This is a genomic window from Acidovorax sp. sif0632 (genome assembly GCF_019218805.1).
GTDB classification, from domain to species: domain Bacteria; phylum Pseudomonadota; class Gammaproteobacteria; order Burkholderiales; family Burkholderiaceae_C; genus Acidovorax; species Acidovorax facilis.
This window is the reverse complement of record NZ_JAHUWW010000004.1, coordinates 160,507-174,953: the sequence shown is the minus strand read 5'-3', so window position 1 is coordinate 174,953 and position 14,447 is coordinate 160,507. Positions and strand designations below refer to the sequence as shown.

Genomic DNA, 14,447 nt, shown 5'->3' with positions numbered 1-14,447 from the left:
AGACAGATTTATAAAAAGTTTGGGTTCTTAGCTCAGTTGGTAGAGCAGCGGACTCTTAATCCGTAGGTCGAGTGTTCGAGTCACTCAGGACCCACCAAACAAAAGCCGCAAGGCGCACAAAGCCGGTGCTACTTCAATGTAGCGTCGGCTTTTTTGTTTTTTCTGGCTACGAAAGAGGCACAACACACCCCTTCCTCGGCCGGCTCCGTTCTCAGCAGCATCTTCAGGTTACAAAATAACCTCATCGTGCTCGCACATATGCGCTGTGCACCATAGGCTATCCAGAAGAACCCGTTCCTGTTGGTATTGCAACACGAGGATTTTCATGACTCCAATACTCCTGAGGCGGACAGCACTTCTCACAGGACTGAGCCTGCTCGCGCCCGCCACGCTGTCACGCGTGCAAGGGCAGGAGCAAGCAGTGGCAGGCTTGGCGCGCGGCGGCCAATGGCCTGCATGGGATACCTTCAAGGCCCAATTCACCAGCGAGGAAGGCCGGGTGATCTCGGACGACGGGGAGGGAGGGCGCACCTACTCGGAAGGCCAAGCTTACGGACTTTTCTTTGCCCTGGTCGCCAATGACCGCAAGGGTTTCAGCACCCTCCTGCGCTGGACCGAGAACAACCTGAGCGGTGGAGACCTGGGCGCACGCCTGCCCGCGTGGCTGTGGGGCCGTCGGCCGGACGGAACCTGGGGCGTTATTGACAGCAATGCGGCCTCCGACGCTGACATCTGGATTGCCTATGTCCTGGGCGAGGCTGCACGCCTGTGGAACGCCCCGCAATATCGCGCCTTGGGGGCTCGTCTGGCCGCCCGCATCATTGCAGAGGAGACCGCAGACCTCCCTGGCCTGGGGCCGAGCCTGCTCCCTGCGCCAAGCGGCTTTGTGGAGGCCGAAGGCCGATGGAAGCTCAACCCAAGCTACATGCCGTTGCAGGTCATGCAACGGCTGGCCACGCTCTACCCCCTCCCTGCCTGGAGGCAGCTCATTCAAAGTTCTGAAAAAATCATCGTGGGAGCCTCCCCCAAAGGCTACGCCCCTGACTGGACCTTGTACGACGCACGGCAAGGCTTTCTCATTGACGAAAAAGGCAAGGAAAAAGGCCAGGGCGCCTACAACGCGATTCGCGTCTACCTGTGGGCAGGCATGCTGCACCCTGCCGCACCTGGCCGCAAGCCCTTGCTTTCTGCATTGGCCCCCATGGCGAGATACGTGCGCGAACAGGGGTACCCACCTGAATCGATTGATGTACTGACAGGACAGGGCTCAGGCCCTGGTCCGGCAGGCTTTACGGCAGCGATGCTGCCCTTTTTGCAGGCGCAAGGCGATAGTGCTGCATTGAAAGCGCAGCTCAGCCGCCTCGTCGCGAATCCCGTGCGATCCACGGCGTACTATGAACAGACTCTGGCCCTGTTCGGACTGGGCTGGATGGAGGGTAGGTACCGGTTTTCATCCGGGGGCCAACTGCTGCCGCAGAGAACCAAGTCCTGACAGCGGCTCTTGCCGCAACAGCCGTCATCGGCCCTGTCCGAGCCCCCTGCCCACGCCCGATGTTCTACCCGTTGCCCACCCGATGAATCCCAACGCCCACACACTTTGGCGCGCGCCCCAATGGACCCTCGCTGCCCTCCTCGCCGTACTGGGCATGCTGGGGCCTTTCTCGATTGACACCTACATACCTGCCTTCACAGGCATTGCCAGTGCCCTGGGCGCCACCCCGGTGGAGATGCAACAGACCCTTTCGGCCTATCTCTTTGGTTTTGCGTTCATGAACCTCTTCCATGGAGCACTCGCAGACAGCTTTGGCCGGCGACCGGTGGTCCTGTGCGGGATCGCCATGTTCACGCTGGCCTCGGCTGGATGCGCGCTGTCACAAAGCATCGGCCAGCTCATAGCGTTCAGGGCATTGCAGGGCTTGTCTACGGGCGCAGGCATTGTGGTGTCGCGTGCGGTCATCCGCGACATGTTTCCCCCAGCGCGCGCGCAGCAGGTGATGAGCCAAGTGACGATCTACTTTGGCATAGCCCCAGCCATCGCTCCCATCGTGGGCGGCTGGCTCTTTGTACATGCAGGCTGGCACAGCATCTTCTGGTTTCTGACCTGCGTGGGTGTGGTGCTCTGGGTCGCAAACTTCAGGCTCCTGCCCGAAACATTGCAGGCCGAGCATCGCCAGCCGTTCAATGTGCCCCATCTGATGCGGGGGTACTGGCAGCTGGGGTCAAGCCCTCGATTTGTGCTGCTGGCGCTCGCAAGCGGCGTTCCATTCAATGGGATGTTCCTGTACGTACTGGCAGCACCTGCCTTTCTGGGCGAACACCTTGCACTAGCCCCCACGCAGTTCTTCTGGTTCTTTCTACTGACCATTTCGGGCATCATGGGCGGCGCGTGGCTGAGCGGGCGTCTGGCCGGCAAGATCGCTCCAAATCGACAGATACGGCACGGCTTTGTGATCATGTTTACCGTAGCCGTCTTCAATCTGGGAGCTAATCTGCTCTTTCCCGTGCACGCGGCCTGGTCACTGCTGCCGATTGCGGTCTTTGCGTTTGGCTGGGCACTGATGGTGCCGGTAGTGACCCTGCTGGTGCTGGACCTTCACCCCGAGCGCCGCGGCATGGCCTCGTCCATGCAAGCGTTTGTCGGCTCTACTGCGAACGGCATTGTGGCGGGCATCCTGGTCCCTTTGGTAATGCACTCAACGGTCTTGCTGGCCTTCGCATCGCTGCTCATGATGTGCGTGGGCATGATGGCTTGGATCTATCTGCACCATCGCTGGCCCGATATTGGAAGGACTGCAACGCCAGGTTGAGCCCTTGGCGTTCGTGAATTGCCCTGCGCGCTAGCAACAATGAGACCTCACTCTACGCCCCGCCAAGTCAGTGCGCACCCGCGAGAGTGGGATTCCAGGCGCCCGAGTACAAAGCCCAGCCTAACTGGAAGCTTGGCAAGTTTGTCGATGTCGAAGCGTTCAAGGCGGTAGAGGCACAGGTAAAGGCACAGTAGTCACCCTGGCGAAGCCTCTGGAAAGCCGCTACGCCCGCCAGGCACTGGGGCCATCGATGCCTCGGAGCGCAACTTTCTAGCCAGGGCGCCAACCGGGTGGCTCTACGGCTACGCAGTTCACGCGGGCTGAGTTCTGAAGTACACCCCACGGCACCTGACGCCAAGCTTCCGTGCAACCCGGAAGGGGTCCTATGACAGTTGCCGCCGGTCCACCCCTTTTTCCTGGTAGTACCGGATTTTTTCGGCATACATGGCCTGGTCGGCACGATGGATGGCCGCTTCCACCATGTCGCCCGAACGGCACGAAGCGACGCCCATGGCCAGGCTGATAGGCTGACCCGGATAGAACTGGTTGTTCAAGTCCAACATGGAGAGAATGCGCTCCTGCAACGCAAAGGCGCTGCGCTCGTCCATGCCGGGCAGCAACACCGTGAATTCGTCTCCGCCAATGCGCGCGGCGCAGGCTGGCGGGTCCACCGCCTTGGCCAGTACTTCGCCCACCCTGCGCAGCATGGAATCGCCCGCAGCATGGCCCTGCTCATCGTTCACAACCTTGAGCCCGTTCAGATCAATCGCAATGATGGACAGAGGCCACGGCCCCTTGCGGGTGACACGATTGAGTTCTTCCGCATAGAAGGCCCGGTTGCGCAGCTGCGTCAGGACGTCATGCTTGCCAAGGTACTCCAGGTAGGCTTCGGCCTTTTTGCGCGCCGTGATGTCCACCAGCGACAGCAGCACCAGCCCCCAGTCCGCAAGATGGTCTGCCAACACAGAAAACTGCATGTGGATATGCACCGCATCCCCCGACAGCGCGTAGTTGACCACTTCGCGCTGCTGAAAGGTCTTGCCCTCCCACAGGTCCAGCAACTGGTCCGCGAAGGACTCATGCATCTCACCCCTAAACACCCGCCCGATGTTGTTCAGAAGCATCTCCTTGCTGGACGCACCGAACATACGCAACGTCTGCTGGTTGACATCGATCACGCGAATCTCCTGCATGCAGCGCGTGACGAATTCAGGGTGCACCGTGATGAAGGTCTTGAAATCGTCAATGCCCTGCGCGCGAACACCGTCGAGCAGGCTTTTCACGGCACTGAAATCCTCGACCCACAACGAGACCGGGGAGTGCTCGAACAAATCCCGTGCATATTGTTCGCTGCGCCGAAGTTGGCTGGCACTCCGCACTTGGGCCGTGATGTCTTCCAGCGAAAGCAGAACGCGGCTCCAATCCGCTTCATACCCTGGAAGGATGCGTGCGCGAATCTGAACGTCAAGACGCCGGCCATCCAGCGCATAGTTGACAGTCTGGTTCGAAAACTCCAGCTGCCCGGACCACAGCGCCGCCAGCTCATGGAAGACCGCATCGTGCATGTCATCCCTGAAGACCTGGTCCAGATTCGCTTCAAGCACCTGTTGGTTTTCGGCCGCAAACAACTCCAGCGTGCGGCGATTGACTTTCAACACCTTGAGGGCAGCGCTGCATTGCCGCACCCTTGCGGAGTCCTGAGCAAGGTGGGCACGAAGATCGGAAACCCCCGCAGCGCGCCAGCGATCAAAAAGTTGCTTCAGGGCGCTGTAGTCCTCCAGCCAGAGAGACACAGGCGCCAGTTCGAACATGTGTTCAAAGTCTGCCTCGGAAGATAACGAAGACGACACTGCAGATTCCTCCCTAGGCAATTATTGTCGAGCTACTCTGCGCATTCTTGGTCCAGGGTCCCCACAACAACAAAAAAGGCCAGCACCTTGCGGTACCGGCCTTTGCAACAGGGGTGGCGCTAGCGCCACAGACCTGTCAGCGATCAGCGCGCGGGGCGCGCAGGGCGCTTGCGGGCATCGTGTGCCACGAACGGCTTGCCGCCGCCACCAGCTGGCTTGGCAAACGCTGGCTTGCGGGGAGCGAAATCACCACGCGGTGCACCTGCATCACCACGGGGCGCAAAGCTGCCACGGCCTGCGTCACCAAAACCAGGTTTGCGGCCATAGCCTTCACCATCACGACGCGGCGCGAAACTACGGTCACCCCCACGGTCATCACGACCCGCAAAACCGCCAGCGCCTTCACCACGTGCAGGAGCACCACGGTTGTCACGGCCAGCGAAACCACCGCCAAAGCCACCACCGAAACCACCACGGTCATTGCCACCACGTGCGGGACCACCGAAGCGGCCACGCGACTGGTTGTCACGGTTGTCGTACGAACGGCCCGGGGCGCCACGGCCACCACCAAAATCGCCACCGCGAGGTGCCTGCGGCGCGCGCTGCGAGGGCTCCATGCCGGGAATCACTTCGGCCTTGAACTGCTGGCGGCTGTACGACTCAATGTCGTAGATCTTGCGGCGATCGCGGAACTCGGCAAACGTGATGGCCAGGCCATCGCGGCCCGCACGGCCAGTACGGCCAATGCGGTGGGTGTAGTCCTCGGCCTTCATGGGCAGGCCGAAGTTGAAAACATGGGTGATCGTGGGTACATCGATGCCACGTGCTGCCACGTCGGTAGCCACCAGAATCTGCACCTGACCAGCGCGCAATGCCATCAAACGGCGATTGCGCAAACCCTGGCTGAGGGCACCGTGCAATGCAACAGCCGAAAAGCCTTCTTGCTGCAGGTCGTTGGCCAGGCCATCGCACTCCACCTGGGTGCTGGCAAAAACGATGGCTTGGTTGATCGTGGTGTCACGCAGCCAGTGGTCCAGCATCTTGCGCTTGTGCTGGGCGTTGTCGGCCCAGTACAGCATTTGTTTGATGTTGGCATGCTTCTCTTGCGGAGAGTCAATGGTGACCTTCTGCACAGACGAACCTCCGTCGTGCATCACGCGCATGGCCAACTGCTGGATGCGGGGCGCGAAGGTGGCGCTGAACATCATGGTCTGCTTGCGCTGGGCAGTCAGCTGGTTCAGTTCGGCCAGGTCGTCCGAGAAACCCAGGTCGAGCATGCGGTCGGCTTCGTCAACGACCAGGAACTGCACCTTGTCGAGCTTGATCTGCATCGAGCGCTGCAGGTCCAGCAAGCGGCCAGGGGTGGCCACCACCAGGTCGGCGTTTTGCAGCTTGGCGATCTGCAATTGGTAAGGCATGCCACCCACCACGTTAGCGACACGCAGGCCACGGCAGTGCTTGACCAGGTCGATAGCATCGTGCGCGACTTGCTGCGCCAGTTCACGCGTGGGGCACAGAATCAGGGCACCAGGGGTGGCGGCCTTGAAATTGCGCGAGCTAGTGGGGTCCTTGCGCTTGGCGCGCTTGGGGGCAGGCTCACCACGGGCGGCAGCTTCGGCCACAGCGCGCTCGAAAGCAGCGCGTTCTTCGGCTTCGGCAGCAGCCTGCTGGTTGATCAGCGTGTGCAGCACGGGCAGCAGGAAGGCGGCAGTCTTGCCGCTGCCGGTCTGGCTGGAAACCATCAAGTCGATGAACTTGGTGGAGTCATTGCCACCGCCCATGGCCAAGGGAATGGCCTTGAGCTGCACGCTGGTGGGCTGGGTGTAGCCCAAGTCAGCTACGGCTTGCACGAGTTCAGGGGCCAGGCCCAGTTCGATAAAGCCGTTGGGTTCCGCGGTCACGGCAACGTCGGCCTCGGTGGCAGCTGCTACCACGGCATCCAGAGGGGAAGACTGCACGGAAATGTCGGCAGCAAAGGAAGTGTCAGCAGGCGCGAATTCGCCCTGCACCAAAGAGGTGTCGGTCATGATTTTTCTCTCACGAAGACGATCGCAAGCGTAGCCTGCGAGTGGCTTCGTCAATGGTTAAAAAACATCAACCATCAAACGAAACCTGCATTGCTCTGGGCGGATGCTGGTGGGCGTTGTTCGCTAGTCCTGCACTGCGTTGAAAACAGTCGGCTGGCAAGCCCGGTGTGTGAGGGGAGATGCACAATCTGCGAGGAATGGATTCCTGCGCAGCCGCTGATTATGGCATGGATAGGTATTTTCCCGCAAGCCCCTCTCAGTTCTTGCGATACAAACCCACAAGGTCTTCAGCCGCCCTCCCCGGAATCCGTCACACCGAAAGCAGGTGCTTGCGGTAGTGCGCCAGTTCGTCAATGGACTCATGCACGTCTGCCAGGGCCGTGTGCTTCTGCGCTTTCTTGAAGCTGGTGTAGGCCTCGGGCTTCCAGCGCTTGGCCAATTCCTTAAGGGTGCTCACGTCCACGTTGCGGTAATGGAAGAATCGCTCCAGCTTGGGCATATAGCGCACCAGAAAGCGCCGGTCCTGGCCGATGCTGTTGCCGCACATAGGCGCAGTCCCTTTGGGAACGTACTTGCTCAGGAAGGCAATGATCTGCTTCTCTGCCTCCTCCTCCGTCACGGTCGAGGCCTTCACCTTGTCGATGAGGCCGCTGCGACCGTGGGTGCCCTTGTTCCAGGCATCCATCTTGCCCAGCAGTTCATCGGACTGGTGGATCGCAAAAACTGGCCCCTCGATGCGCGGCTCCAGGCTCGGTCCCGTCACGATGACGGCGATTTCAAGAAGGCGGTCGGTATCGGGCTCCAGGCCTGTCATTTCGCAATCGAGCCAGACCAGGTTCTGGTCGGATTTGGCAAGTGCGTGAGGGGTGGGGTTGTTGGCTTCTGACATGGCGCGCATTGTCGCCGATGGCCTAAACTCGCCGCTCATGCCCACTTCCGACGCCTTCTCTCCCGCCCTGGCGCTGACGCTTGCGTTTGCCGCAGCTCTCACCCTGGGCCTTGTGCTCAAGTTCTGGCTGGCTACGCGCCAGATCCGGCATGTGGCGCGACACCGCAGCGACGTTCCCGCACCATTTGCCGAACGCATCGCGCTGGCGGCGCACCAGAAGGCCGCGGATTACACGATCACCAAGGCGCGCCTGGGCTTGCTGGAAATGGCACTGGGTGCGGCCGTGCTGCTGGGCTGGACACTGCTGGGTGGACTGGATGTGCTGAATCAGGCCCTGCTCAGCGCCCTGGGCGGCGGGATGTGGCAGCAGTTGGCGCTGCTGACCGCCTTCGCCGCCATCAGCGGCCTGATCGACCTGCCGCTGTCGCTGTACCAGACCTTCGTCGTGGAAGAGCGCTTTGGTTTCAACAAGATGACCTGGCGCCTGTGGCTTGCCGATGCGCTCAAGGGCCTGCTGGTCGGCGCACTCATCGGCCTGCCCATCGCCGCGCTGATCCTGTGGATCATGGGGGCAACCGGCCCGCTGTGGTGGCTGTGGGCCTGGTGCTTCTGGATGGGTTTCAATCTGCTGCTGATGGTGGTGTATCCCACCTTCATCGCCCCGCTGTTCAACAAGTTCCAGCCCCTCGAAGACGAATCGCTCAAGGCCCGCGTCACTGCCCTCATGCAGCGCTGCGGCTTCTCGGCCAAAGGGCTGTTCGTGATGGACGGCAGCCGCCGCAGCGCGCATGCCAACGCCTACTTCACGGGCTTTGGCGCAGCAAAGCGCGTGGTGTTTTACGACACCCTCTTGCGCCAGCTGGCCCCGGGCGAGGTCGAGGCGGTGCTGGCCCATGAGCTGGGGCATTTCAAGCACCGCCACATCATCCAGCGTATCGTGACCATGTTCGCATTGAGCTTGGCAGGCTTTGCACTGCTGGGCTGGCTCTCCAACCAGGTGTGGTTCTACACCGGCCTGGGCGTGCGGCCGAGTATCTCGCTGGACCCCACCCTGGCCGCAGCCCCCAATGACGCATTGGCCCTGCTGCTTTTCATGCTTGTGGTGCCAGTATTCACGTTTTTCATCTCGCCGCTGTTCTCGCAACTTTCGCGCCGCCACGAATTCCAGGCAGACGCCTACGCCGTCGCCCAGGCCAGCGGCGCCGACCTGTCCTCCGCCCTGCTCAAGCTCTACGAAGATAATGCCTCCACGCTCACACCCGACCCGGTGTACGTGAAGTTCTACTACTCGCACCCACCCGCCACCGAGCGGCTGGCGCGCATGCACAACCCCTCCCATCCATGACTACCATGTTGAAGAAAAAAGACTGGTCAACGCTTACCCGTCGTGCGTTGACAGCTACCGAAGTTGTAGCAAACCTGGCCAAACTCGAAGGCTGGAGCCTGACGGGCGATGGCGCTAACGTCGCCATTGAGAAGACCTACCATTTCGCCAACTACTACGAGACCATCTCGTTCGTGAACGCCTTGGCCTTCATTGCCAATGCCCAGGATCACCACCCCGATCTGTCGGTGCACTACAGCCGCTGCGTGGTGCGCCTGAACACGCACGACGTGCATGGCATTTCATCCACGGATTTCGAGTGCGCAACGCAGTTCGATGCCCTGGTGGCCTGACCCCATGACCTTGCGCACCACAGGCTCCCATGGCTGAACGCAGCGCGCTCATGGACGGCACCGTGGTCGCCAGCCATGGGCGCCACTGCATGGTGGAGACGCCCGACGGCGAACGCCGCATCTGCCACCCACGCGGCAAAAAGAGCCAGGCAGTGGTGGGCGACCATGTGCTGTGGCAGGCGCCCCCGCCCGGCCAGGGCGAAGAGGGCACCATCGAAAAGGTCAAGGAACGGCGCAACCTCTTTTACCGACAGGACGAGATCCGCACCAAGTCGTTTGCCGCCAACCTCGACCAGGTGCTCATCCTGATCGCGGCAGAGCCGGTGTTTTCGGAAAGCCAGCTAGCCCGCGCCCTGATTGCCGCCGAGGCCGAGGGCATCAAGCCCATCATTGCACTCAACAAGAGCGATCTGGTCGAACCTTTCGCCCGCGCCTGGGAGCGCTTGCTGCCCTACCGGCACATGGGCGCCGGCAAGCACTATGGCGTGCTACCGCTGTCGCTGGCGCTCTCCAGCGACGTGGACCGCGCGCTGCTGATGGAGCACCTTCAGGGCAAGACCACGCTGGTGCTGGGGCCCTCAGGGTCCGGCAAGAGCACCCTCATCAATCTGCTGGTGCCAGGCGCTTCCGTGCTCACCGGTGAAATCTCGCAGGCGCTGAACTCGGGCAAACACACCACCACCAGCACGCACTGGTACTGGATGGACAAGGCCCGTACCACCGCGCTCATCGATTCACCAGGCTTTCAGGAGTTTGGGCTGCACCACATTGCCCCCATGCAACTGGCAGCCTGCATGCCCGACATTGCAGCACATGCGACAGCCTGCAAGTTCTACAACTGCACGCACCTGCACGAGCCGGGCTGTGGCGTGCTGGATGCATTCAAACTGGGCCCCAGCGCAGGCGGTATAAGCGCAACACGCTATAAAATTTATAGCGATTTATTTGAAGAACTGCGCCACACCCGGTACTGAGCCGAGCGCGGCCTCCACCACTGCCGCGGCGGAAACCAGCGCACCCGTGGAACTAGCTTGCATGGTTGAGGGTGCGCCCCTGTCCGATGGAAGCCGCACTGCGGTTCAGGGGGCTTGCCAGCTACCCCAGCAAACGCGCTAGCGTGAGCAACGCCAGCAGCAGCATCCACACCACCACCGAGCGCCACACCAACCCCACAACGCTGCGCAGGTGGCCCACCTCGGGCTCGCGGCCGGGGGTGGAATCGCTGTCGCCCATGTCGGCGTCGATCTCCAGGCCCTGTGGCGCGTGCAATTCAGTGCGCGCCTTCAGTGCCTCGCCCCCCAGGCGTACATTGATGGCACCTGCCGTGGCGGCCAGCACCACGCCGTCGTTGTCATTGGGGAAACGCTGTGCGTGAAACCGCCAGCCCTCAATCGCCTCTTCAAAGCTGCCCACCACCGCAAAGCTCAGTGCCGTGAGCCGGGCCGGAAGCCAGTCGATGGCAGTCCACGCCTGCGCAGAGGCCTGCTGCAGGGAGGCGCTGGCAGGCTGGGCGCCCGTGCGCTGCTTGTAATGCCAATAGCGCGATACAAACTCAGCCAACCGGTACAGAACAGCCCCGGTCGGCCCCAGGCCCAGGGCAGCCAGCACGGAGAACCATGCCAACACGCCGAACACATGCCGGTGGGCCGCCAACACTGAATACTCGATCACATGGCGCACGATCTCGCTGCGCGGCAGCGCCCCCACATCCACCTGCTGCCAGTGGGCCAGGCGCTCGCGGGCAGCATCTTCATCGCCCTCCTCCAACGCGTCGCGGATGCCCGTGAAGTGGTGGCTGAACTGCCGAAACCCGAGCGTGATGTACAGCACTGCCACACTCCACAGCACCGCAAAGGGCCACCCCAGCCCCCAAAGCAATAGCCAGTGAATGGCCAGGGTCACCAGGGCGGGAACCAGCACCGCAAGGCTCCAGGCCACCCAGCCGTGGTGCGGCTTGCCCGCATCAAAATTGCGGCTCACGGACAGCGCCCACGCTCGCAGACCCGCATGAATGGGATTGCTGCGTGCCAGCGGGCGGGCCTGCTCGATCAGCAGAGCGAACAGGATGGCGAAGAAACTCATGGGGGGCAATGATACTGGTGCTTTGCCCCGATGCACCCTATCGCACGCGGGCCCGGTTTACGCCTGCATGAAACGGTAGAAGTTGCGCAGCATGCCTGCTGTCGCACCCCAGATGTAATGGTTCTTGCCGCCGTCCTGGTAGGGCATCGAGAACCACTCCCGGTGTACGCCATCCCGGTCGAACACATGGCGCCGGTGGTTGGCGGGGTTGAGCAGAAAATCGAGCGGCACCTCGAAAAGGTCCGCCACTTCATACGGATTGGGTTGGAGCACGCAGTCCGGCTGCACCAGCGCTACCACGGGCGTGATGATGAACGATGAGCCTGTGACATAGATTGGCAACGTGCCGAGCACTTCGACAAAATCCCGAGCAAGCCCCACCTCTTCCTGCGCCTCGCGCAAGGCCGTGTCGGCAGGCGTTGCATCTCCCGCGTCTGCCCGCCCACCGGGGAAGGCCACCTGCCCCGAATGGGTGGACAGGTGGGCCGTGCGTTCGGTCAACAGCACCATGGGCTGTTCGCGCAGCACGATGGCAATCAGCACCGACGCACGGGCGGGCTCGCGGTTCATGAACTTCTTTTCCAGCAGCACCTCAGGCTCCCACTGCGGCGGGTGCGCGAAACGCGCCCGCAGCGCTTCAGCGGTCTGCGCCTGAACCGGCACCGCAGGCAGGTGCGCATCCACCCCCACCACCGGAACAAGGCGGGGGTCAAAGTCGGGCAGGTTCGACAAAGGAGCGATCACCGACGAGACAGCAGGACTGGAAGAAGGGTCCACAAGAAGGGGGAGGTGAACAAGCCAAAAAACAAAAAGCCGCTACAGGCAGACGCTGTAGCGGCTTGTGAGGTCGAGCCTGCGCCTTATGCGGCGGTGGCGGCTGCAGCCTTGTTGACACGCGAAGGCAGCTTTTCCTTGATACGTGCCGACTTGCCGCTGCGGTCACGCAGGTAGTACAGCTTGGCACGGCGCACATCACCACGGCGCTTGACTTCAATGCTGGCGATCAGGGGGCTGTAGGTCTGGAACGTACGCTCCACGCCTTCGCCGCTGGAGATCTTGCGCACGGTGAAGCCGCTGTTCAGGCCGCGATTGCGCTTGGCAATCACCACACCTTCGTAGGCCTGCACGCGCTTACGGGTACCTTCCACCACGTTCACGCTCACGATGACGGTGTCACCAGGGGCGAATTCGGGGATGGTCTTGTTCAAGCGGGCGATTTCTTCCGCTTCCAGGGTCTGAATCAGGTTCATGTTTGATATCCAACGATCTTGTCCGCGCCAAAAATGGCTGCGTCGGGATTGACGTCTCAGTGTTTTGCGGGAGAACTCCCTGTCAAAACGGCCGGCCAGAGGATCGAAAAGCCTTTGATTATAGCAATTCAGGTGAGCTTGGCCAATACTGCTTCATCCGCAGCGGCCAGATGCCCTGCTTTGCGCGCCGCCTCGATGAGATCGGGCCTGTGCCGGGCCGTGGTGGCCAGGCGCTGGTCGCGCCGCCAGCGCTCGATCTGCGCATGGTGGCCAGACATCAGCGCGGCAGGCACCTGCTGCCCTGCCCATTCTTCAGGGCGCGTGTAGTGCGGGCAATCGAGCAGGCCGTCGAGCGCCGGGTTGAAGCTGTCGAGCTGGTGGCTGCCCTCATCATTGAGCACACCGGGCTGCAAGCGCGCCACAGCGTCCAGCAGGGCCATGGCGGCGATTTCGCCACCCGACAGCACAAAGTCGCCCAGACTCATCTGCAGATCGACATGGGTATCGATGAAGCGCTGGTCAATGCCTTCATAGCGCCCGCACAGCAGGATTGCACCCGTACTTGCAGACCAGCGCTCCACGGCAGCGTGGTTCAGCGTTTCGCCAATGGGCGAAAAAAGGACCAGCGGCGCCTCACTACTCTCGGCCTCACCGCGCTCCACCCGGATAGATGCAAGACACCTGGCGAGGGGCTCAGCCATCATCACCATGCCCGGCCCGCCGCCAAAGGGCCGGTCATCGACACGGCGGTAGTTGCCATCGGCATAGTCGCGCGGGTTCCACAGGCGTACATCGACCTGGCCGCCGGCATACGCGCGGCGGGTCACGCCGCTGGCCAGGAACGGCGCAAACAGCTCGGGGAACAGGGTGATGATGTCAAAGCGCATGGTGGGCGGCGCCAAGGCGGGAGTTCCGATCAGTAGTCCGGCTGCCAGTCCACCGTGATGCGCTTTTCGGCCAAGTCCACGTTGTCAATGAAGGCCGAGACAAAAGGGATCATCCGCTCCTGTGCCTTGCCGTCCTTCTCATAAGTCAACACCAGCACCGTCTGCGGACCGGTGGACATCAATTCCTGCACCTGCCCCAGCGCCACACCTTCGCGGTTGACGACCGCAAGACCGATCAGATCGATCCAGTAGTACTCGCCCTCCGTGGTGGACGGAAAGCTGGAGCGCGGCACAAAGATGCGCGCGCCGCGCAAGGCTTCGGCGGCATCGCGGTCATCAATGCCCTGCGCCCAGGCAACCACGGTGTCCGAATGGTCCTTGGCCTGGCGGATGGACAACAAAACGGTGCCCGCAAAGGTCTTGGCGCCGCGCTCGGAAGGCTGCAGGTACCAGCGTTTGGACGAAAACAGCGCCTCAGGGCTGCTGCTGTGCGACAACACCTTGAACCAGCCCTTGACACCCCAGGCATCGGCAATGCGCCCCACTTCAACGGCGTCTGTGGGCAGCTCTGCGGGTTCGAGGGTCAGGTTGGTGGCCATGGCAGGGGATTCCAGAATAGGAAAAGGGCGGGTTTCGCCAGGCATGCCGACGAAACCCGCCCTTTTCAGGGAGCTTTAAGCAGCCTTCTTGGCGGCTTGCTTGATCAGGCGGTCCACGGTAGGGGAGGACTGGGCGCCCACGCTCTTCCAGTACGTCAGACGGTCTTGCACGATGCGCAGGCCTTCTTCGGATTCCTTGGCGGTGGGGTTGTAGAAGCCGATGCGCTCGATGAAGCGGCCATCACGGCGCACGCGCTTGTCAGCAACGACGATGTTGAAGAAAGGACGGCCCTTGGAGCCGCCGCGGGAGAGTCGAATGACGACCATGATTTATCCTTCGGGTGGTGAACTCCGGCAACATTTGCCTTGAGCCACTGTG

Annotated in this window: 14 protein-coding genes and 1 tRNA gene; 6 read left to right on the top strand and 9 right to left on the bottom strand. The window is 61.8% G+C overall.

Features of this window, described 5'->3' with window-relative positions; translation table 11 throughout:
• Nucleotides 1-21 precede the first annotated feature (21 nt).
• The 3 genes from KW832_RS14495 (at nucleotide 22) to KW832_RS14485 (ending at nucleotide 2,807) form a co-directional block, all read left to right on the top strand.
• Nucleotides 22-97: transfer RNA gene (locus tag KW832_RS14495), tRNA-Lys, on the top strand.
• A gap of 228 nt (nucleotides 98-325) precedes the next feature.
• Nucleotides 326-1,492 carry a cellulose synthase complex periplasmic endoglucanase BcsZ gene (gene bcsZ / locus KW832_RS14490; RefSeq protein ID WP_218300484.1) on the top strand — a complete coding sequence of 389 codons (1,167 nt, stop codon included), beginning with the start codon at nucleotides 326-328 and terminating at the stop codon, nucleotides 1,490-1,492.
• Between the two features lie 82 nt (nucleotides 1,493-1,574).
• Nucleotides 1,575-2,807, top strand: a complete 1,233-nt coding sequence (locus KW832_RS14485; protein ID WP_218300676.1) for a multidrug effflux MFS transporter — start codon at nucleotides 1,575-1,577, stop codon at nucleotides 2,805-2,807.
• A gap of 383 nt (nucleotides 2,808-3,190) precedes the next feature.
• On the opposite strand, the gene KW832_RS14480 is transcribed toward KW832_RS14485, so the two are convergent.
• The 3 genes from KW832_RS14480 to orn all read right to left on the bottom strand — a co-directional run bounded on the left by KW832_RS14480 (nucleotide 3,191) and on the right by orn (nucleotide 7,573).
• Entirely contained in the window at nucleotides 3,191-4,657 is a 1,467-nt protein-coding gene (locus KW832_RS14480; protein ID WP_305000483.1) for a sensor domain-containing diguanylate cyclase, read from the bottom strand.
• Between the two features lie 143 nt (nucleotides 4,658-4,800).
• A complete protein-coding gene (locus KW832_RS14475) occupies nucleotides 4,801-6,684 on the bottom strand; it encodes a DEAD/DEAH box helicase (protein WP_176886719.1) in 1,884 nt (627 codons plus the stop codon).
• Between the two features lie 310 nt (nucleotides 6,685-6,994).
• Entirely contained in the window at nucleotides 6,995-7,573 is a 579-nt protein-coding gene (orn, locus tag KW832_RS14470; protein WP_218300483.1) for an oligoribonuclease, read from the bottom strand.
• Between the two features lie 37 nt (nucleotides 7,574-7,610).
• Here orn and KW832_RS14465 point away from each other — a divergent pair, with 37 nt between their 5' ends.
• Genes KW832_RS14465 through rsgA form a run of 3 tightly spaced genes read left to right on the top strand, consistent with a single transcriptional unit; the run spans nucleotide 7,611 to nucleotide 10,224 of the window.
• Nucleotides 7,611-8,918 (top strand): M48 family metallopeptidase, encoded by a 1,308-nt coding sequence (locus KW832_RS14465; protein WP_218300482.1) that lies wholly within the window; start codon nucleotides 7,611-7,613, stop codon nucleotides 8,916-8,918.
• Nucleotides 8,915-9,250 (top strand): 4a-hydroxytetrahydrobiopterin dehydratase, encoded by a 336-nt coding sequence (locus KW832_RS14460; RefSeq protein ID WP_218300481.1) that lies wholly within the window; start codon nucleotides 8,915-8,917, stop codon nucleotides 9,248-9,250. The genes KW832_RS14465 and KW832_RS14460 overlap by 4 nt, the downstream gene beginning before the upstream one ends.
• Nucleotides 9,251-9,279: 29 nt before the next feature.
• Nucleotides 9,280-10,224, top strand: coding sequence for a ribosome small subunit-dependent GTPase A (gene rsgA / locus KW832_RS14455; protein WP_218300480.1), 945 nt, complete (start codon nucleotides 9,280-9,282; stop codon nucleotides 10,222-10,224).
• A 121-nt stretch (nucleotides 10,225-10,345) separates the two neighbouring features.
• On the opposite strand, the gene KW832_RS14450 is transcribed toward rsgA, so the two are convergent.
• The 6 genes from KW832_RS14450 to rpsP all read right to left on the bottom strand — a co-directional run bounded on the left by KW832_RS14450 (nucleotide 10,346) and on the right by rpsP (nucleotide 14,395).
• On the bottom strand, nucleotides 10,346-11,332 hold the full coding sequence (locus KW832_RS14450) for a CobD/CbiB family protein (protein WP_055403047.1): 987 nt from the start codon (nucleotides 11,330-11,332) through the stop codon (nucleotides 10,346-10,348).
• Between the two features lie 57 nt (nucleotides 11,333-11,389).
• Nucleotides 11,390-12,109 (bottom strand): CoA pyrophosphatase, encoded by a 720-nt coding sequence (locus tag KW832_RS14445; RefSeq protein WP_218300479.1) that lies wholly within the window; start codon nucleotides 12,107-12,109, stop codon nucleotides 11,390-11,392.
• Between the two features lie 83 nt (nucleotides 12,110-12,192).
• Entirely contained in the window at nucleotides 12,193-12,582 is a 390-nt protein-coding gene (gene rplS / locus KW832_RS14440; RefSeq protein WP_055403050.1) for a 50S ribosomal protein L19, read from the bottom strand.
• A gap of 128 nt (nucleotides 12,583-12,710) precedes the next feature.
• Nucleotides 12,711-13,469: a tRNA (guanosine(37)-N1)-methyltransferase TrmD gene (gene trmD, locus KW832_RS14435; RefSeq protein WP_218300675.1), complete on the bottom strand. Its 759-nt coding sequence runs from the start codon at nucleotides 13,467-13,469 to the stop codon at nucleotides 12,711-12,713.
• A gap of 29 nt (nucleotides 13,470-13,498) precedes the next feature.
• Complete coding sequence (gene rimM / locus KW832_RS14430; RefSeq protein WP_218300478.1) at nucleotides 13,499-14,068, bottom strand: ribosome maturation factor RimM; 570 nt, start codon at nucleotides 14,066-14,068, stop codon at nucleotides 13,499-13,501.
• Between the two features lie 75 nt (nucleotides 14,069-14,143).
• Nucleotides 14,144-14,395, bottom strand: coding sequence for a 30S ribosomal protein S16 (gene rpsP, locus KW832_RS14425; protein ID WP_008904984.1), 252 nt, complete (start codon nucleotides 14,393-14,395; stop codon nucleotides 14,144-14,146).
• Between the last annotated feature and the right edge of the window lie 52 nt (nucleotides 14,396-14,447).

What these genes read in the sequence shown, in the direction of transcription:
- bcsZ (WP_218300484.1), top strand. Translation starts at nt 326, where the DNA reads ATGACTCCAATACTCCTGAGGCGGACAGCACTTCTCACAGGACTGAGC.
- KW832_RS14485 (WP_218300676.1), top strand. Translation starts at nt 1,575, where the DNA reads ATGAATCCCAACGCCCACACACTTTGGCGCGCGCCCCAATGGACCCTC.
- KW832_RS14475 (WP_176886719.1), bottom strand. Translation starts at nt 6,684, where the DNA reads ATGACCGACACCTCTTTGGTGCAGGGCGAATTCGCGCCTGCTGACACT.
- orn (WP_218300483.1), bottom strand. Translation starts at nt 7,573, where the DNA reads ATGTCAGAAGCCAACAACCCCACCCCTCACGCACTTGCCAAATCCGAC.
- KW832_RS14465 (WP_218300482.1), top strand. Translation starts at nt 7,611, where the DNA reads ATGCCCACTTCCGACGCCTTCTCTCCCGCCCTGGCGCTGACGCTTGCG.
- KW832_RS14460 (WP_218300481.1), top strand. Translation starts at nt 8,915, where the DNA reads ATGACTACCATGTTGAAGAAAAAAGACTGGTCAACGCTTACCCGTCGT.
- rsgA (WP_218300480.1), top strand. Translation starts at nt 9,280, where the DNA reads ATGGCTGAACGCAGCGCGCTCATGGACGGCACCGTGGTCGCCAGCCAT.
- KW832_RS14450 (WP_055403047.1), bottom strand. Translation starts at nt 11,332, where the DNA reads ATGAGTTTCTTCGCCATCCTGTTCGCTCTGCTGATCGAGCAGGCCCGC.
- rplS (WP_055403050.1), bottom strand. Translation starts at nt 12,582, where the DNA reads ATGAACCTGATTCAGACCCTGGAAGCGGAAGAAATCGCCCGCTTGAAC.
- trmD (WP_218300675.1), bottom strand. Translation starts at nt 13,469, where the DNA reads ATGCGCTTTGACATCATCACCCTGTTCCCCGAGCTGTTTGCGCCGTTC.
- rimM (WP_218300478.1), bottom strand. Translation starts at nt 14,068, where the DNA reads ATGGCCACCAACCTGACCCTCGAACCCGCAGAGCTGCCCACAGACGCC.
- rpsP (WP_008904984.1), bottom strand. Translation starts at nt 14,395, where the DNA reads ATGGTCGTCATTCGACTCTCCCGCGGCGGCTCCAAGGGCCGTCCTTTC.